We start from the raw sequence: 17,681 nt of genomic DNA, 5'->3' as shown, positions 1-17,681 counted from the left end.
CATCTCATGAACATCAAGAAGTTCGGGACGATCGTCGCCGCGGCGACGGCGGTCTCGCTTCTCGCGGGCGGCTTCTCGGCCACCGCGGCGAACGCCGCCACGACGGCGCCGCAGTTCTACCTCCTCGACGGTGGCGACGGGCACCTGCTCGCCGACGACACCGTCATGCACTGGGACTCGCAGGTCCTGGCCACCCCCGGACCGACCGTCGACGACATCACCGTGCTCTTCCCGGGCACCCCCGACGCCACCGGCGTGGCCTACTTCATCGCCCCGCCGGGCAAAGAGAACAGCATGGCGGACTGGACCGCGTCCAGCGACGGTGCGCTCACCCCCAACACAGTCGACATCATGTCGCCGAACCTGACGCTCTCGGGCTTCCTGTTCGGCAACTGGGCCCAGGTCAAGGCGAACGGCGGTGATTTCAGCCTCGGCTTCGCGTGGACTCGCAACAACGGCCTCAACATCGCCAACGCCGGCGTGAAGTACGTCGGCATCCACGTCAAGCCCGGTGGTGACTGGACGTTCGACCCGCAGAGCTCGGGACCCTCGGCCTCGGCTCCGACCACCGTCACCGGCACTGTCGACGGCCTGGTCGTCGGCACCGCGTTCTCGCAGACGCTGACCGCCGACGGCACCGCACCGATCACGTGGTCGATCAAGGACGGCGGCTCGCTTCCCGCCGGCCTGCGCCTCGATGCGTCCACCGGCGTCGTTTCGGGAACGCCCACCGCCGGCGGTGCGTACAGCTTCACCGCTGTCGCGACGAACAGTGCGGGAAGCGCCGAGAAGGCCTTCTCGGGCACCGTCACCACCGGCAAGACGGGACCCGACAAGCCCTCGGGCTCCTCGGCGAACAAGGTCGACGTCGCCGACCCGGCCAAGGGCGCCAAGACCGTCGTCGTCCCCGCGGGTGCAGCCAACAAGGGCAAGACGCTCGAGGCCTGGGCCTGGTCGGAGCGCACCGACCTGGGCCAGGTGACCGATGACGGCAACGGCAACTTCTCGGTCGACATCTCTAGCCTCCCCGGCGGCGAGCACACGATCGCCCTCGTGACCCCCGGCGACGCCGACTTCGGCATCCTCGCCTGGGACACCTTCACGAAGGTCTCGGAGTCGGGCGACCCGGTCGCCGACAACATCGACCTGACCGCCGCCGTGACCGCGAGCGATCTGTGGTCGCTCAACGCCGAGGCCACCAAGGTGGACTTCGGCAGCGTCGCGCGCGACAAGAGCGTGACCAAGCCCCTCGGCAAGGTCACCGTCGTCGACGACCGCAACGTCCTCAAGGGCTGGGACCTCACTGCCGCGTGGAGCCCCTTCACGAACGGTGCGGGCGACGAGATCCCCGCGACCGCTCTCGCGGTGGCGCCGAAGGCGTTCTCCGGTTACACCCCCATCACCGGTGTGACCGTGGGCACGGGCTCGAAGATCGCCTCGAGCACGGCCGTTTCGACGCTCACCACGGGTGCGCTCTTCGACGCCGACCTCACCTTCACCGCTCCGAAGGACGCGCAGACGGGCGACTACACGTCGACCCTGACGGTCACTCTCACCTCCAAGTGAGCTGACCCGCGCTCCGACCGCGCGGAGGGATCGGATCGATCCCTCCGCGCGGTCCTGCGCCGGCGAGCGCTCGCGCTCGATCCGTGCCCATCAGCCCTCGTTCACCTCGGCGACACGCCTCCGTCGCCCCCATCTGCGGAGATAGAACGTGCTCTCCTCGACCTCGCGGCGCCGCTTCCCGGCTCTGGGCGCCGCATCGATCGCCACCGCCGCGATCGCCGCCCTCCTGTGCTTCCCGACGGTCGCGTCCGCCGCGTCCGCCCCCGGCGCAGCGTCCGCTCCCGCGATCGCCGCCCCCGCGTCCGCTTCACCGTCGATCCTCGCCGCCGAGGGCGATGCCGCCACCGTCGGTGTCGCCACCCGCCCCGCGGGCGAGGACGGCCGGCCCGACGGCCGGTCCCGGTTCACCTTCGCGGCCGACCCCGGTCAGAGCGTGACCGACCGTGTGCTCGTGGGCAACACCGGCACAGCGCGCCAGGACTTCACCGTCTATGCCACCGACGCGTTCAACGACGACGCCGGCGAGTTCTCGCTCCTTCCCACCGCGACCGCGCCGACCTCGGTCGGGTCGTGGATCCGTTTCGACGACGGCAGCGACCGCGCCACCTTCTCGCTCGAACCGCAGGAGGTGCGTCTGCTCACCTTCACCGTCGCCGTTCCGGCGGACGCGACGCCGGGCGATCATGTCGGCGGGGTCGTGGCATCCGTCATCGAGAGCGGCGCGCAGGTCACCGTCGACCGCCGTGTGGCGACCGCGATCTTCGCGCGCGTGTCGGGAGATCTCCAGCCGCAGCTCTCGCTCACCAGTTACGACGCGTCGTACGAGGGAGAGTGGTGGAATCCGTTCTCCGGCTCCGTGCGGCTGCGCTACACCGTCACCAACCCCGGCAACATCGCGCTCGCCGCCAACCTCACCTCGGGGGTCGGCACTTGGTTCGGTATCCCGACGACGGGCGAGCAGGGGGGCGGCGTCCCGGTGCTCCTTCCCGGCAACAGCGCGAGCTACGACTACACCGTCGACGGTGTCGGCCAGTGGCTCTACCTCAACCCGCACACGGTGCTCAACCCGTTCGTCGAATCCCCCGATCCGTCGATGCAGCTCACGATGGTCCCGATCACCCGGGATGCCGTCACCTTCGCCGTGCCGTGGACCGTGCTCATCGCCGTCGTGCTCTCCGCCACGGTCATCCTGCTCATGCGCTGGCGTCGACGTCGCGACGAGGAGCGGGCCCAGGAGTGGATGGACTTCGTCGCGCGCACCGCGGCCGACGACGCCGCTGCCCTCGTGGGGGCCCGGGCGGACGGCTCGTGAGCCGCGCCCGGCGGCCGCGTCCCGTCGGGATCGCCGTCGCGCGTGCCGTCCTCGCCCTGGCGGTCGTCGCAGGGTCGCTCGGCCTCGGCTCCGCGGCATCCGCCGACGATTCCGGCACCCTCACCGTGACCATCACCGACGGTTCCACGACGCCGTCGCCCAGCCCCATCGCTCCCGCGGGAGGCGGTCCGGGCAGCGCGGCCGGCGGCTCGAGCGGCTCGGGAAGCACCTCCGTGAGCGGGGTGCGATCCGTCCCCGCCCCGGCGTCGGGAGCCGGCGGCGGTTCGCCCGCGGGGGGCGGGAGCGCGCCGACGAGCGAGGTGAGCATCGCCGGAATGCTCTACGTCGGCGGGTTGAACGCCTCGGCGGCACCCGCGGTCGATCCGACCGGGGGCGTCGTCGACGTGTGGTTCACGATTCGTAACGCCTCGTCGACCCCCATCGACGCGACCGCGGACTTCTGGATGGACACGAGCATCTTCCCGCAGCGCCTCGACGCCGTCGACGATGTCGCCGTGACCGCTCTGCAGCCGGGGGAGACCCGTGTCATCAGCGCCCGCCTGCAGCACGGCGGACAGTGGACCCTGCTGTCGACCCATGTCACCGTCACCCCGCCCGACAGCGTGGACGGGATGACGCTGACTCCGGTCACCCGTGACGCGCTGGCGCTGATGTTCCCCTGGGTGCTCATCTCCCTCCTCGTGCTCGTCGTCGTCAGCGTGGCGCTCGTGGAGGTCATCCGTGGCGGGCTGCGCCGTGCCGCGATCGCCGTGGCGGTGACGCCGTGACGCTTCTCGACCGGTTCGGGTCGCGGCTGGGCGATACCGCCCGCGCGGTGGCCGCGGCACTCCCGTCGATCGGGGCGCGACCTTCCGGTGCCGTCCGGCTGCCCGCTGTCGAAGCCCGGCGGGCGGGCGTCGTCGCATCCATCGCGTCCGCTCCCGTCGACGCTCCACGCCCGGGCGAGTCGATGCCGCGCGCGGTCGCTCGGGGCGGCAGCCCGGTCATGGGGCCGCCGCCGCGACCGCCCCGTCGGCCCCCGCGTCCGCGTCCCGCCTACGCCCCGCTGGCTCCGGGTCAGGTCTTCCTCCGCGGCATGCTCGTGTCTCTGTCGGTGCTGGTGCTGGTGTTCCTGCTTAACCTCCTCGTCATCAGCCACGTCTCCCACTTCGCCGCACAGCAGCAGGCGCGCGACAACTTCCGTATGCAGCTGGCGGCCGGGACGGCGCCGGTCAGCGAGGGCGACTTCGAAGACCATCTGCTTCCGGACGGGGCTCCGGTCGGCATCCTGTCGATCCCGCGTCTCGGCGTAGACGAAGTGATCTCCGAGGGCACGACCTCGGGAGTGCTCATGCGCGGGCCCGGACACCGACGCGACACCGTCCTTCCCGGTCAGGCGGGGGTGAGCGTGGTGATGGGGCGTGCCGCGGCGTTCGGCGGGCCGTTCGGTCGTCTGCAGTCCCTCCAGCCGGGGGAGACCTTCACCGTGCGCACCGGTCAGGGAGAGCAGACCTTCGAGGTGCTGGGCGTCCGCTACGCGGGGGATCCGACACCACCGGCTCCGGTGCGGGGCGAGAGCCGGTTGATCCTGATGACCGCGCGCGGGGCGCCGTACCTGCCCACGGGTGTCGCCTACCTCGATGCCCGCGCCACGGGCACGGCGAAGCCCGCCGGCACCCGCCAGACGACCTCGATGACCCTTCCCCCGCAGGCGAAGCCGCTCGCGACCGACATGACGACGGTGTGGGCGCTCGTCTTCGCCCTGCAGTTCCTCGTCGCGGCGGAATTCGTCGCCGTCTGGGCCTACCGCCGCGTCGGGTGGCAGAAGACGTGGATCGTCTTCGCGCCCGTCCTCCTGCTGGCGAGCGTGTTCGTCTCCGACCAGCTCATCCGCCTCCTCCCCAACCTCGTGTGAGTGAACCCGTCATGATCTCTTCCCTCGAATCGCCGCAGCCCGATGACGGCGCCGCCGACGAGCGGACGCTCGACGACCCGGAGCGCACCGACGTCGTCCACCCGGGCCCTCAGACCGACCCCGACCCCTACATGACCGACGTACTCGACGCCGACGAGGCTCGCATCCTCGCCGAGCTCGAGCTCGACGGTGTCACCGCCGACATGGCGGGCGCTCCCGCCGCGCTGCCGCGCTCGCGCCGGAGCGGGCGTCTGTTCGCACGCTCATCGAGCGCCCCCGCGCAGGCCGCCGCCGCCGACGCCCACACGGCGGTCTTCGCCCCGGTCGTGGAGCCCGCGCAGGCATCGACCTCCGCGGTCTCGCTCCTCGGCGGCGCCTCGGCGACGGCGGAGCGCCTGGCCGCGGCCGAGCACGCGCTCGCCGGGGGGAGGCAGCGCGCCCCGCTGTCCGAGCTCGACGCCCGCTCGATCTCCGCGTGGTTCGGCGACCATCAGGTGCTGCTCGACGTGTCGCTGACGATGCCGGCGGGCCAGGTGACGGCCCTGATCGGCCCGTCCGGATGCGGCAAGTCGACGTTCCTGCGCATCCTGAACCGCATGCACGAACTGGTGCCCTCGGCATCCCTCGCCGGCGAGGTGCTGCTCGACGGCGACGACATCTACGACGCGGGTCATCGCCTCATCGACGCTCGCAAGCACATCGGCATGGTCTTCCAGAAGCCCAACCCCTTCCCGGCGATGTCGATCTACGACAACGTCATCGCGGGCCTGAAGCTCACGGGCGTGCGTGCCTCCCGGGATGAGAAGGATCATCTCGTCGAGACCTCGCTCGCATCGGCCGGCCTGTGGAAGGAGGTGAAGGACCGTCTCCGCGCCCCCGGCGGCGGCCTGTCCGGTGGTCAGCAGCAGCGCCTGTGCATCGCGCGATCACTCGCGATCAAGCCGCGCGTGCTCCTCATGGACGAGCCCTGCTCCGCCCTCGACCCCACCTCGACGCGCGTGATCGAAGAAACGATGGGCGAGCTGCAGAAGGAGCTGACGATCGTGATCGTCACGCACAACATGCAGCAGGCGCAGCGCGTGTCGCAGCAGTGCGCGTTCTTCCTGGCATCCCAGGGACAGCCGGGCCACATCGTCGAACACGGCGACACCGACGCCATGTTCGACTCGCCCATCGACCCCCGCACCTACGACTACGTGAACGGACGCTTCGGATGATCCCCACCCGCCCGCGCGCGACGGCGATCGCGATCGCCGTCGCGGCTCTGCTCGTGGTGCCGACGACGGCGGCGTACGCCGAGGACTCCGCATCGATCTCGGGTGAGGGATCGACGTGGGCGCAGAACGCGGTCGATCTCTGGCGCCGCGACGTCGCGGCCGCCCCCGGCCTGACCGTCTTCTACGCGGGTGTCGGCTCCGCGGCGGCCGTATCCGATCTCGCGGCCGAGCGCGTGGACTTCGCCGTGACCGACATCCCCCTCGGAGATGGGGCGTCGACAAACGTGCCGTCGGTCCCGCACGCCTCCGTTCCCGTCGTCGCAGGAGGGATCGCCTTCGCGTACGACCTGGTGGTGGACGGTCGTCCCTTCCGCGACCTGCGTCTGTCGGGAGACGCGGTGGCGGGCATCTTCTCCGGTGTCATCACGCGATGGGACGACCCGCTCCTGCGGGCCGACAATCCCGGCGTCGCGCTCCCGGCCCAGGACATCACCCCCGTGGTGCGCGCGGACGCGGCGGCGACGAGCCTCGGACTCACCCGGTGGATGCAGAGCGAGCACTCCGACGTCTGGTCCCTCGGCGCCTCCACGGTGTTTCCTGCCGTCGGTCCCGCGTTCCGTGCCCGGAACGGATCGCTCGGTGTCGTCGGGGATCTCGCGCAGAGCTACGGTCGCGGCGCGATAACCTACGTCGAGAACGCCTCCGCGGTCGGTGCCGGTCTCCCCACCGCGAAGATCCTGAACACCGCTGGGTACTACGTCGCTCCGACGCCGGAGGCCGTGTCGATCGCCCTGGGGGGTACGACACCGGATGCCATCGGCACCGGTGTGTGGCGGCATCCCGACGCCCGCGCCTACCCCCTCGCGACCGTGTCGTCGGCGATCGTGCCGACGCAGCCGACGCGGGTCTTCACGGCGGAGAAGGGGCGCACCCTCTCGCAGTTCCTCGAGCACGCCCTCTGCCGGGGCCAGCAGGATGCGGCCGGTCTCGGCAACGCGCCTCTCCCGCTCGGACTCGTCCGGTCCGCCGCCGGAGTCCTGGCCGCGATCCCGGGGAGCGCAGGGGGGATCGACCTGGCCACGTGCGCCAATCCGACCTTCGTCCCCGGGGACTCCGCGGTCGACAACGTCCTGCTGAGGAGCACGCCGATGCCCCCCGACAGCGACAAGCGGATGCCGTCGGGCTCGGAGGGATCCACCGGTACCGACATCGACGTCACCGTCACGGCATCCGATCTCTTCCAGCTCACGGCACCGACCGCGACCTCCATCGACTTCGGGGATCTCGGGCGCGGTCGCGACGGCGTCGCACGCACTCTCGGACGGTTCACCGTCGTGGACGACCGCAACCGCCTCGCCGGGTGGAGCATGCAGATCACCGTGAGCGACTTCATCGGAACCGGTGATCCCTCGCCGCGGTTCTCGTCGTCGGCGCTGGGCATCGATCCGCGCGAGGTCGTCCACCACGACGGCGTCGTCGTCGCGCCGTCGCAGGAGGCGGGGCGGGCGGTCTACCCGATGACCCTGGCGTCCGCCGCTCCGGGGACGACCACGACCCTGGAGGGGGCGACTTTCGACGCCGATCTCACCCTCCGCGTCCCTCGCGACGCCGCGGTGGGCGACTACCGCTCCACGGTGACCCTGACCCTGATCGCCCGGTGACCTCGTGCGCCGGACTCCCTGGAAAGAAGGCGCGGCATGACCCTCTTCGACGAGCGGACCGAGACACTGCCCGCACCACCGCGCGTCGACGAGTCCGAACCGGCGGGGTCCGGGTCGGGCGTGGCGATCGCGCTTCTCGCGGGGCTCGTCCTCGTGCTGCTGGCAGCGGGGATCTTCATCGCCGAGACCCTCGCCCGGGCCGAGGCCGAGCGGGCGATCGAGGACGGGGTGCGCAGCGCCCTCGCGCTGTCCGACGGAGAACGCGTCGAGGTCGAGGTCGGCGGGCCGGTACTGCTGCAGAACGTGCGCGGACGCCTCGACAGTGTTCGCCTCACGGTGTACAGCTTCCCGACCGGGCGGGCCAACGCCGATCTGACGATGTTCGTCGAGGGACTCCACGGCGTGGGGGATTCGTGGGGGGCGGACCGGATCTCCGGGGCCGCGACCGTCTCCGCCGCACAGGCCACGGCGCTCTTCCTTCCGACCGAGGCCCAGGGGCGGATGCGCGTCGGCTTCTCCGGCGGCGACATGGTCATCGGCCCGTCCGCCCCGGGCGGCCTCGCGATGAGCGCCGCGGTGACCCCGCACGTCGAGAACGGGCGGTTGAGCGTGGGGCTGACGTCGGTGACCATCGGCGACAAGACCCTCACCCCTGATGAGGTCGCCGCGCAGACCGGTCTCGATCCCGCCGCCTTGCAACCCGCATCGGTCTGCCTCGCCGAGGAGATGCCGCGGTTCCTGCAGCTGCGGGACGTGCGGATCACCGACCAGCAGCTCCGCTTCGAGGTGGACGCCGACCCCGCCCTGCTGGACGCCGCGTCGGGCGACGAACACGGTTCCTGCCCGTAGGGCGCGGACGCCGAGCGCGCACCGGCGGGGGACGCGTCCAAACCGCCGAGAGGCGGGCGCACGTCCGGAGCTCCCGGCCGGATGCCGGACGCGCCGTCGCCGGTGAGCCGCCCCTCGGATCGTTCACCAGTGCCGGGCGTGGCCTCTCAGCGCCTCACCCGCGCCCGCACCCGCGTCACGCTCGACAGCGTCGCCCGCACCGGCTGCCCGAGGTAGATGCCGAGCGACGCCCCCACCGCGAGCGCGATGCCGATCGTCGCCGCGCCCGCGAGGGTGGTGACGCCGGTCATGAGCACGGCCGGGTCGTCTCCCGACTCCACGATCCCGAGCAGTCCCCGGAACACCGCGGCACCGGGCACGAGCGGCAGGATCGCCGCCGTCGTGATCGCGACCGACGGCACGTGCAGCCGGTAGGCGACGACGATGCCGACGAAGCTGCCGATGAACGCGCCCACGCCGCTGGCAGCGGCCACCTCGAATCCGAGTCCGGTCGCCGCGACGTAGCCGGCCCACGCGACCAGGCTGAGGGCGGCGCTGACGACGATGATGCGCGCCCCCGCGCCGTTGAAGACCGCCACCGCGACCGCGATCACCGCGGCGCCGACGAACTGGAACACGACCGGTCCGAGGGGGAGGGCGTTCGACGGCGGAGACATCCCGAGCCCCAGCACCCGCACCGTCTCGAGCCCGGCCAGGATCCCCAGCACCACGCCCAACGTCTGCGTCGTGAGTTCGAGGATGCGTCCCGTGGCCGTCAGCGCGTAGCCGTCGATGGCATCCTGGGCCGCGCCCACCACGGTGAGCCCCGCGAGCATGAGCACGATCCCGGATGCCACGATCACCGACGGTCTGATCGCGGCGGCCGCCTCGATGCCGGTGTAGCGCAGCAGCGGCGACAGCGCCGCGACGACGGTCAGCACGAAGCCGCCCGCGATCTGCGCGAAGAAGTAGGGCACGCGCGCGCGGGCCATCACGTATTGGGTCGTCGCGGCCAGCGCCGCGGCGATGAACGACAGTACGAGCGCGAGCCAGTTCGCACCGAACATGATCGCGACCCCGGCGGCGAGGGTGGCCTGCGAGGCGATGACGATCGCCGGACGATAGCGGAACGGGAGGCGGCGGATGGCGCGGCAGCGGGCGATCGCGTCGTCGAGGGCGAGCCCGCCGGTCACCTCGGTGACGAGGGCCTGCAGGCGCTGCAGCTTCGCGTGATCGGGGACCGATCCGCGCACGACGCGCAGAAGGGTCGTGGGGTGCGAGGCGCCCGGGCGACTGTGCGCGATGGTGATCGAGTTGTAGGTGACATCGACGTGGACGGGGTCGAGTCCGTACGCCCCGCACACCCGCACGATCGTCAGCGTCACCTCGTTCGCGGGAGCGCCGACGACGAGCATCGTCTCGCCGATGCGGATCGCGAGGTCGAGGATGCGCGAGGCCAGTGCCTCGTCGATGACGGGGAGCAGCGTCGTGTCGAGCGACGTCGTGTCGTCGGTGTGCACGAGTCGTCGCAGCGACGACAGCCAGCGGCCGGGGGTGGGCGGCATCCGATCGCTCCAGGAAGGGGGGAGGGGTGGAACCCGTCGATCCTATCCGCGGGACCTCCGCGCATCCGCCCCGGGCGACGCATGGCGGAGCGGTCATACGTGCGCCCCTAGGATTGTCCACGGCGCGGCACGAGCGCCGGCGTCGTGACACCCCGACGCACGACCCCTCCGGGAGTTCTCCTCATGGCTCTGATCGTCCAGAAGTACGGCGGTTCCTCCGTCGCCGACGCCGAGAGCATCAAGCGGGTCGCCAAGCGCATCGTCGACACGCGTCGCGCCGGCCACGAGGTCGTCGTCGCGGTCAGCGCCATGGGCGACACCACCGACGAGCTGCTCGACCTCGCGGGCCAGGTCGCCCCGATCCCCGCCCCGCGCGAACTCGACATGCTGCTGTCCAGCGGGGAGCGCATCTCGATGGCGCTGCTGGCGATGGCGATCCACTCGATGGGCTTCGAAGCGCGCTCGTTCACCGGCAGCCAGGCCGGCATGATCACGGATGCCACGCACGGCGCGGCCCGCATCGTCGACGTCACCCCCGTGCGCCTGCGCGAGGCGCTCGACGAGGGCGCGATCGTCATCGTCGCCGGCTTCCAGGGATTCAACCGCGACACCCGCGACATCACGACCCTCGGTCGCGGCGGCTCCGACACCACCGCCGTCGCGCTCGCCGCGGCGCTCAACGCCGACGTGTGCGAGATCTACAGCGACGTCGACGGCATCTTCACCGCCGACCCGCGCGTCGTCCCGCTCGCGCGCAAGCTCGACCGCGTCGGCAGCGAAGAGATGCTCGAGCTCGCCGCCAACGGCGCCAAGGTCCTCTACATCCGCGCGGTCGAGTACGCGCGGCGCCACGGCGTGCTCATCCACGCCCGGTCCACCTTCAGCTCGGGCGAGGGCACCTGGGTGCTCGACGCCTCGAAGAAATCCCCGCTCGTCCCCGAGGGAGCCACCATGGAAGAGCCCATCGTCGCCGGCGTCGCCACCGACCTCAGCCAGGCCAAGATCACCGTCATCGGCGTGCCCGATGTGCCGGGCAAGGCCGCCGACATCTTCAAGATCGTGGCGAAGTCCGGCGCGAACGTCGACATGATCGTGCAGAACGTCTCGGCCGCCGCCACCGGTCGCACCGACATCTCGTTCACCCTCCCCAAGACCGACGCCACGACCGCCCTCAAGGCGCTCGCCGGCGAGCAGGCCGAGGTCGGGTTCGAGAGCCTCGTGCACGACGACCAGATCGGCAAGCTGTCGGTCGTCGGCGCCGGGATGCGCACGCACTCGGGCGTCTCGGCGACGCTGTTCGAGGCGCTCAGCATGGCGGGCGTGAACATCGAGATGATCTCGACCTCCGAGATCCGCATCTCCGTGGTCGTCCGCGGCGTCGACCTCGCCGAGGCCGCCCGGCTCGTGCACACCGCCTACGGTCTCGACGGCGACGCCGAGGCGACCGTCCACGCCGGCACCGGTCGCTGACTCGCAGTCCATCTCCAGCGACGCGGGTTAACCTCGACCCCGACGAGCGGAGACGGCGATGGCGCGGAATCGGAGGACGCGGCGACGCAAGGCCGTCTGGGTCATCGGCGCCGCGGGTGCCGCGGCCGTCCTCATCGTCGCAGGGCTCCTCTTCCAGCCGTGGCTGCTCTTCGTCGACGTGCGCGTCGCGGATCGCATCCCGTCACCGCAGGCGACGCCCTTCGCCGTCGCGGAGTCCGCGGAGATGGCCGACTCGCCGACGGTGGAGGCGACCCCCGTCGCACCCATCGGCCCGAGAGACCTCGCCGCGGGGTCGTTGATAAGTCATGAACACGAGACGTCGGGATCGGTCCGCGTCATCGAGAATCCAGACGGCACCCGCCAGGTGGCGCTCGTCGGGCTGGTGACCTCGAATGGACCGGACGTGCACGTGTGGCTGAGCGCGGGACCGGTGGTCGAGGGGCGCGACGGCTGGTACACCGCGGCGTCGTACGACCACGTCGACCTCGGCCCCCTCCGTGGCAACCTCGGCGATCAGCTCTACGACATCCCGGCCGAGGTCGATCTGTCGACCTTCCGCACGGTCGATCTGTGGTGCGAGCGCTTCGGCGTCTCATTCGGCGCCGCGGCGCTGAGCTGAACGCTCCGCGCCGCGTCGCGGCGCAGGACTTTTCCGGCGGGCGGCTCCCGCGACAGTGGATTCCGGCCGCGCACCCGCACGGAACCGTCATTCTTCCTGCGCGGTGCCTCCACGGTCGGCAGCCCCACCGCTGCTCGCGCTACCCTGACCCGAACGCCGCGTTCGCGGCATCCACCACCCGAAGCACCGAGGTACCCGCATGACCCGCATCTCCGATTCCGGAATCTCCCTCGCCGTCGTCGGCGCCACCGGCCAGGTCGGCACCGTCATGCTCGAGATCCTCGCCGAGCGCTCCTTCCCGATTCGCGAGCTGCGCCTGTTCGCCACCGCGCGCTCGGCCGGTACGTCGATCGCGTTCGGCGGGCACTCCGTGATCGTCGAAGACGTGGCCACGGCCGACCCGGCGGGCGTCGAGGTCGCGCTCTTCTCCGCCGGCGCCACAGGTTCGCGCGCCCACGCCCCCCGCTTCGCCGCGGCCGGTGCCCTCGTGATCGACAACTCCAGCGCGTGGCGCATGGATGCCGAGGTCCCCCTCGTCGTGAGCGAGGTCAACCCGCACGCGATCGACCAGGCGGTCAAGGGCATCGTCGCCAACCCCAACTGCACCACGATGGCCGCGATGCCGGTGCTGAAGGTGCTCGACGCCGAGGCGGGTCTCGAGCGTCTGATCGTGAGCACCTACCAGGCCGTCTCCGGTTCCGGTCTCGCCGGCGCGCGGGAGCTGCTCGGCCAGGTCGAGGGCGTCCTCGCGCAGGGCGACGTCGAGCGTCTCGTGCGCGACGGGTCGGCGCTGGACTTCCCCGAGCCCGAGAAGTACGTCGCACCGATCGCGTTCGACGTCATCCCCTTCGCCGGCAACCTCGTCGACGACGGCCTCAACGAGACCGACGAGGAGAAGAAGCTGCGCAACGAGAGCCGCAAGATCCTCGAGCTGCCCGACCTCCGCGTCGCGGGGACCTGCGTGCGCGTCCCCGTCTTCACCGGGCACTCGCTCAGCATCAACGCCGAGTTCGCTCGCGAGCTCTCGCCCGAGCGTGCTCGCGAGATCCTCGCGGATGCCCCCGGCGTCCAGCTCGAGGAAATCCCTACGCCGCTGCAGGCCGCAGGCACCGACCCCAGCTATGTCGGCCGCATCCGCGCCGACCAGTCGGCCCCCGAGGGCAAGGGTCTCGTGCTGTTCATCAGCAACGACAACCTGCGCAAGGGCGCGGCGTTGAACGCGGTGCAGATCGCCGAGCTGGTCGCCCAGAAGCGTCTCGCGACGGCCTGAGGCCACGGCATCCGGGCGCGCGTTGCCAGGTGTCTCGACATCGAACCGACCGATCTCTCGATGTCGAGACACCTCACGGCCCGCACCTAGAATCGACGGGTGACTGAAAACGTCGATGTTCTCCTCATCGGTGGCGGCATCATGTCCGCCACTCTCGGCACGCTGCTGAAAGACCTCCAGCCCGATCTGAAGATCGCGGTCCTGGAGCGGCTCAGCGACGTCGCGCAGGAGAGCTCCAACGCGTGGAACAACGCCGGCACGGGCCACGCCGCCCTGTGCGAGCTGAACTACACGCCTGAGGGCAAGGACGGCTCGATCGACCCCGCCAAGGCGGTGACCATCAACGAGCAGTTCCAGCAGAGCCGTCAGCTGTGGGCCTCGCTCGTGGCCGAGGGAGTGCTCGACGAACCCTCGACGTTCATCAACGCAACGCCGCACATGACCTTCGTGCGTGGCGAGAAAGACGTGGCCTTCCTCCGCAAGCGCTACGAGGTCCTCAAGCAGCAGCCGCTGTTCGCGGGCATCGAGTACAGCGAGGACTCCCGCGTCATCAACCAGTGGGCGCCCCTTCTCATGCAGAAGCGTCGCAAGGGCGAGCCCTTCGCGGCGACGCGCGTCCCCGCCGGCACCGACGTCGACTTCGGCTCGCTCACGCGCCAGCTCTTCGCGAACCTGCGCGAGAAGGGCGTCGAGGTCGTCACGAACCACGATGTCAAGAAGCTGAAGAAGCAGAAGGACGGCTCGTGGGAGGTGTTCTACCGCCATGTGATCGGCGGCACCCCCGGCTCCATCAACGCCAAGTTCGTGTTCGTCGGCGCGGGGGGCTGGGCGCTCAAGCTCCTGCAACGCTCCGGTATCCCCGAGATCAAGGGCTACGGCGTCTTCCCCATCGGCGGACAGTGGCTCAAGACCTCGAACCCCGACATCGTGTCGAAGCACCGCGCCAAGGTCTACTCGCAGGCTTCGGTCGGCGCGCCGCCCATGTCGGTCCCGCACCTCGACACGCGCGTCATCGACGGCGAGTCCTCGCTGCTGTTCGGGCCGTTCGCGACCTTCAGCCCGAAGTTCCTCAAGAACGGGTCGATGCTCGACATCGTCACGCAGGTGCGCCCGCACAACATCGGGCCCATGCTCAAGGTCGCCGTCGACAACCCGAGCCTCATCAAGTACCTCGTGAGCGAGCTGCTGAAGACCCACTCCAAGAAGGTCGACAGCCTGCGCGACTTCATGCCGACGGCGAAAGACGAGGACTGGGAGCTGCTCGACGCCGGTCAGCGCGCCCAGGTCATGAAGCGCGACAAAGAGAAGGGCGGCGTGCTGCAGTTCGGCACCGAGGTCGTCACCTCCGCCGACCACTCGATCGCCGGGCTCCTGGGTGCGTCGCCGGGCGCCTCGACCGCCGTGTCGATCATGCTCGGCCTCATCAAGACCTGCTTCCCCGAGCGGATGCCGCAGTGGGAGCCGCGCCTGCGCGACCTCATCCCGAGCTACGGCGAATCCCTCAACACGCACCCCGAGGCTGCTCGCAGAGAGCTGGATGCCACCGCTCGCGCGCTCGCGATCAACCCCTGAGGCTCGCGTGGCGAAGCTGTACTTCCGCTACGGCGCGATGAACTCGGGAAAGTCCACCGCACTGCTGCAGGCGGCGTACAACTACGAGGAGCGGGGCCAGCGCGTTCTGCTGGCCAAGCCCGAGATCGACACGAAGGGCGCCGACCAGATCGACAGCCGTCTCGGCGTCACCCGACCGGTCGATTTCCTCGTGGGCTCCGGCGACGATCTGCGGGCGAAGTTCCACGCCACGGCCGGGCGCGGCCCGGTGGCCTGCCTGCTCGTCGACGAGGCGCAGTTCTTCACGGCGGGTCAGGTCGACGACCTGCTGCGCATCGCGGTGCTCGACGGCATCCCGGTGCTCGCCTACGGCATCCGCACCGATTTCCGTACCGAGGCGTTCCCGGGGTCGGCGCGACTCATGGAGATCGCGCACAGTCTCGAGGAGCTCAAGACCATCTGCCGCTGCGGTCGCAAGGCGATCTTCAACGCACGGCTGGTCGGCGGGCGGTTCGTCTTCGACGGCGACCAGGTCGCGATCGACGAGGGTCAGATCGCCGGAGAGGTGACCTACGAGTCGATGTGCGCGGCCTGCTACCTGCGCGAATCCGGCGGTCGGCTCGACGGACGCTGAGGCGCCGGCGTCTCGCATCCCGTGTCCTGACGTGCCCCTCCGACCGCTCCGCGGCTGCAGGGCGGCTTCCGGCTGACGTGTGCGTCGCCGGAATACCACGGCGCGATCAGCGTCGTGCCGTCCCGACCGGTGGACGGCGGCGCGGACGGCTCTGCGCCGAGCGATAGCCTGGGGGTATGCGCGTCCTCCTCGCCGGCGGTGCCGGTTACATCGGAACCCACACGGCCGTCGCCCTCCTCGAGGCCGGCCACGACGTCGTCCTGCTCGACGACCTGTCCGGCACGCACGCGGTCGCCGCGGAGCGGGTCGAACGCATCACCGGCAAGCCCGCGCCCCTCGTCATCGGCGACGCCGCCGACGAGGCCGTCGTCACGGCCGTCTTCGACGAGCACGGTCCGATCGACGCGATCATCCACCTCGCGGCGTTCAAGGCCGTGGGGGAGAGCACCCAGAAGCCGCTGGCCTACTACTCCAACAACCTCGACACGACGTTCTCGCTGCTGAAGGTCGGTATCGCCCGCGGCATCCGGTCGTTCGTCTTCTCGAGCACGGGTACGGTCTACTCCGACCCGGCCGACCTGCCGTTCACGGAGGAGTCGAGCACGAGCATCGACCTGTCGAACGCCTACAGCAAGTCCAAGCGCATGAACGAGGTCGTGCTGGCGGACGTGGCCCGGGTGAACCCCGAGCTCAACGTCACGGTCCTGCGGTACTTCAACCCCGTGGGCGCGCACGCCTCGGGTCTCATCGGTGAGGACCCCGCCGGCATCCCGAACAACCTGATGCCGTTCGTCTCGCGCGTCGCGATCGGCACGCTCGACGAGATCGGCGTCTTCGGCGACGATTACGACACTCCCGACGGCACCGGCCTGCGCGACTACATCCACGTCGTCGATCTCGCAGAGGGCCACGTCGCCGCCCTCGAGCAGGCGCAGCCCGGGCACCAGGTGTTCAACCTCGGCACGGGGCGCCCGGTGAGCGTCCTCGAGCTCGTCGCGTCGTTCGAGAAGGCCGTCGGCCGCGAACTGCCGAAGAAGATCCTCGCGCGTCGTCCGGGCGACGTCGCCGCGACCTACTGCGACCCGATGAAGGCCGCCGAGGTGCTGAACTGGCGCACGCGTTTCTCGATCGACGACGCCTGCCGCGATTACTGGAACTGGCAGACGATGAACCCGGCCGGGTACCAGACCACGGCCTCGGAGTGACGTCGCGCGCGTAAGGTGATGTGGTCTGGCCACATCGTCGGGCCGGGCGAAGGGGGAACCTCATGCCGGACAGCGCGCCGCGGGCATGGCAGGTCGTGCTCGAGCGGATCGAGGGCGATCTCCGTGACGGCCGCCTCGGTCCGGGCGACCGATTGCCGCCCGAACGCGAACTGGCCGCGCAGCTGGGCGTGGGTCGTTCGAGCGTGCGCGAGGCCGTGCGCGTGCTCGAGGTGCTGGGTGTCGTGCGTACGGCGACCGGTTCCGGTCCCTCGGCGGGGGCGATGATCGTGACCACCCCGCGCGGGGGACTGGCGGCGTTCCTGCGTCTGCAGGTGGCGGCGAACGGTTTCCCCCTGAGCGACGTGGTGCGCACCCGCGTCGTGCTCGAGTGCGACGTCGCCGAGCGGCTCGCCCGAACCGACGCCGACCTGGCCGAGATCACCGGCATCCTCGACGCGATGGATGCCGAGTCCCTTCCCCCGCGCGAATTCCTCGCTCTCGACGCGCGCTTCCACCAGGCGCTGGCGGAGGCATCCGGCAACGCCGTCGTCTCGGCGATGATGGCGGGGCTGCGCAGCTCGATCGAGGCCTACACCCAGGCCGGAGCCGCTCGTCTGAGCTCGTGGACGGCTACCTCCGAGCGGCTGCGGGGGGAGCATCGGCATATCGTCGACGCCGTATCGCGCGGAGACGCCGCCGCCGCGCGCGAGCGCGTGCGCGCACACATCACCGACTACTACACCGAGGTGGCGCAGGCATTGAGCCCGTCCGACCCCGCCGACGACGCGATCGACGGCGCGGTGCGCGCCGCCGTACGCGCCGCGGCGACCGCGTGAGAGGAATCCCC

15 protein-coding genes are annotated in these 17,681 nt (G+C 70.7%); 14 read left to right on the top strand and 1 reads right to left on the bottom strand.

The window, feature by feature from the left end; genetic code table 11:
- Positions 1 to 6: 6 nt before the first annotated feature.
- The 7 genes from Q0818_RS08510 to Q0818_RS08480 all read left to right on the top strand — a co-directional run bounded on the left by Q0818_RS08510 (position 7) and on the right by Q0818_RS08480 (position 8,520).
- Positions 7 to 1,566, top strand: a complete 1,560-nt coding sequence (locus Q0818_RS08510) for an Ig domain-containing protein (protein WP_298873553.1) — start codon at positions 7 to 9, stop codon at positions 1,564 to 1,566.
- A 148-nt stretch (positions 1,567 to 1,714) separates the two neighbouring features.
- Positions 1,715 to 2,878 (top strand): hypothetical protein, encoded by a 1,164-nt coding sequence (locus tag Q0818_RS08505; RefSeq protein ID WP_298873551.1) that lies wholly within the window; start codon positions 1,715 to 1,717, stop codon positions 2,876 to 2,878.
- A complete protein-coding gene (locus Q0818_RS08500) occupies positions 2,875 to 3,666 on the top strand; it encodes a hypothetical protein (protein WP_298873549.1) in 792 nt (263 codons plus the stop codon). Before Q0818_RS08505 ends, Q0818_RS08500 begins: the two co-directional genes overlap by 4 nt.
- Positions 3,663 to 4,793 (top strand): sortase, encoded by a 1,131-nt coding sequence (locus Q0818_RS08495; protein ID WP_298873546.1) that lies wholly within the window; start codon positions 3,663 to 3,665, stop codon positions 4,791 to 4,793. The genes Q0818_RS08500 and Q0818_RS08495 overlap by 4 nt, the downstream gene beginning before the upstream one ends.
- Before the next feature lie 467 nt (positions 4,794 to 5,260).
- The gene (locus Q0818_RS08490) at positions 5,261 to 6,010 is read left to right on the top strand and encodes a phosphate ABC transporter ATP-binding protein (protein WP_298874225.1); all 750 of its coding nucleotides are present in this window, start codon (positions 5,261 to 5,263) and stop codon (positions 6,008 to 6,010) included.
- Positions 6,007 to 7,671, top strand: a complete 1,665-nt coding sequence (locus tag Q0818_RS08485) for a phosphate ABC transporter substrate-binding protein PstS (protein WP_298873544.1) — start codon at positions 6,007 to 6,009, stop codon at positions 7,669 to 7,671. The genes Q0818_RS08490 and Q0818_RS08485 overlap by 4 nt, the downstream gene beginning before the upstream one ends.
- A 36-nt stretch (positions 7,672 to 7,707) precedes the next feature.
- Entirely contained in the window at positions 7,708 to 8,520 is an 813-nt protein-coding gene (locus Q0818_RS08480) for a DUF2993 domain-containing protein (RefSeq protein WP_298873542.1), read from the top strand.
- Positions 8,521 to 8,666: 146 nt separating this feature from the next.
- Here Q0818_RS08480 and Q0818_RS08475 read toward each other — a convergent pair whose 3' ends face one another.
- Positions 8,667 to 10,064 carry a threonine/serine exporter ThrE family protein gene (locus tag Q0818_RS08475; RefSeq protein WP_298873540.1) on the bottom strand — a complete coding sequence of 466 codons (1,398 nt, stop codon included), beginning with the start codon at positions 10,062 to 10,064 and terminating at the stop codon, positions 8,667 to 8,669.
- A gap of 183 nt (positions 10,065 to 10,247) precedes the next feature.
- On the opposite strand from Q0818_RS08475, the gene Q0818_RS08470 reads away from it, so the two are divergent.
- The 7 genes from Q0818_RS08470 to Q0818_RS08440 all read left to right on the top strand — a co-directional run bounded on the left by Q0818_RS08470 (position 10,248) and on the right by Q0818_RS08440 (position 17,670).
- Positions 10,248 to 11,534 carry an aspartate kinase gene (locus tag Q0818_RS08470; protein WP_298873538.1) on the top strand — a complete coding sequence of 429 codons (1,287 nt, stop codon included), beginning with the start codon at positions 10,248 to 10,250 and terminating at the stop codon, positions 11,532 to 11,534.
- Between the two features lie 58 nt (positions 11,535 to 11,592).
- Positions 11,593 to 12,174, top strand: a complete 582-nt coding sequence (locus Q0818_RS08465) for a DM13 domain-containing protein (RefSeq protein ID WP_298873536.1) — start codon at positions 11,593 to 11,595, stop codon at positions 12,172 to 12,174.
- A gap of 199 nt (positions 12,175 to 12,373) precedes the next feature.
- Positions 12,374 to 13,444: an aspartate-semialdehyde dehydrogenase gene (locus Q0818_RS08460; protein ID WP_298873534.1), complete on the top strand. Its 1,071-nt coding sequence runs from the start codon at positions 12,374 to 12,376 to the stop codon at positions 13,442 to 13,444.
- Between the two features lie 141 nt (positions 13,445 to 13,585).
- Positions 13,586 to 15,016: a malate dehydrogenase (quinone) gene (gene mqo / locus Q0818_RS08455; protein ID WP_366943148.1), complete on the top strand. Its 1,431-nt coding sequence runs from the start codon at positions 13,586 to 13,588 to the stop codon at positions 15,014 to 15,016.
- Between the two features lie 7 nt (positions 15,017 to 15,023).
- On the top strand, positions 15,024 to 15,629 hold the full coding sequence (locus tag Q0818_RS08450; protein WP_298873533.1) for a thymidine kinase: 606 nt from the start codon (positions 15,024 to 15,026) through the stop codon (positions 15,627 to 15,629).
- A 176-nt stretch (positions 15,630 to 15,805) separates the two neighbouring features.
- Entirely contained in the window at positions 15,806 to 16,834 is a 1,029-nt protein-coding gene (galE, locus tag Q0818_RS08445; protein ID WP_298873532.1) for a UDP-glucose 4-epimerase GalE, read from the top strand.
- 62 nt (positions 16,835 to 16,896) lie between these two features.
- Entirely contained in the window at positions 16,897 to 17,670 is a 774-nt protein-coding gene (locus Q0818_RS08440; RefSeq protein ID WP_298873530.1) for an FCD domain-containing protein, read from the top strand.
- Positions 17,671 to 17,681 lie beyond the last annotated feature (11 nt).

This window comes from uncultured Microbacterium sp. (assembly GCF_947489255.1).
In the GTDB taxonomy this organism is placed as follows: domain Bacteria; phylum Actinomycetota; class Actinomycetes; order Actinomycetales; family Microbacteriaceae; genus Microbacterium; species Microbacterium phycohabitans.
Note: the sequence above shows the minus strand (reverse complement) of the source record. Positions and strands in the feature narration are given on the sequence as shown.

Excerpts from the sequence above, each read along its gene's own strand:
- Q0818_RS08510 (WP_298873553.1), top strand. The coding sequence starts at position 7 with ATGAACATCAAGAAGTTCGGGACGATCGTCGCCGCGGCGACGGCGGTC.
- Q0818_RS08485 (WP_298873544.1), top strand. The coding sequence starts at position 6,007 with ATGATCCCCACCCGCCCGCGCGCGACGGCGATCGCGATCGCCGTCGCG.
- Q0818_RS08480 (WP_298873542.1), top strand. The coding sequence starts at position 7,708 with ATGACCCTCTTCGACGAGCGGACCGAGACACTGCCCGCACCACCGCGC.
- Q0818_RS08475 (WP_298873540.1), bottom strand. The coding sequence starts at position 10,064 with ATGCCGCCCACCCCCGGCCGCTGGCTGTCGTCGCTGCGACGACTCGTG.
- Q0818_RS08470 (WP_298873538.1), top strand. The coding sequence starts at position 10,248 with ATGGCTCTGATCGTCCAGAAGTACGGCGGTTCCTCCGTCGCCGACGCC.
- Q0818_RS08465 (WP_298873536.1), top strand. The coding sequence starts at position 11,593 with ATGGCGCGGAATCGGAGGACGCGGCGACGCAAGGCCGTCTGGGTCATC.
- Q0818_RS08460 (WP_298873534.1), top strand. The coding sequence starts at position 12,374 with ATGACCCGCATCTCCGATTCCGGAATCTCCCTCGCCGTCGTCGGCGCC.
- mqo (WP_366943148.1), top strand. The coding sequence starts at position 13,586 with ATGTCCGCCACTCTCGGCACGCTGCTGAAAGACCTCCAGCCCGATCTG.
- galE (WP_298873532.1), top strand. The coding sequence starts at position 15,806 with ATGCGCGTCCTCCTCGCCGGCGGTGCCGGTTACATCGGAACCCACACG.
- Q0818_RS08440 (WP_298873530.1), top strand. The coding sequence starts at position 16,897 with ATGCCGGACAGCGCGCCGCGGGCATGGCAGGTCGTGCTCGAGCGGATC.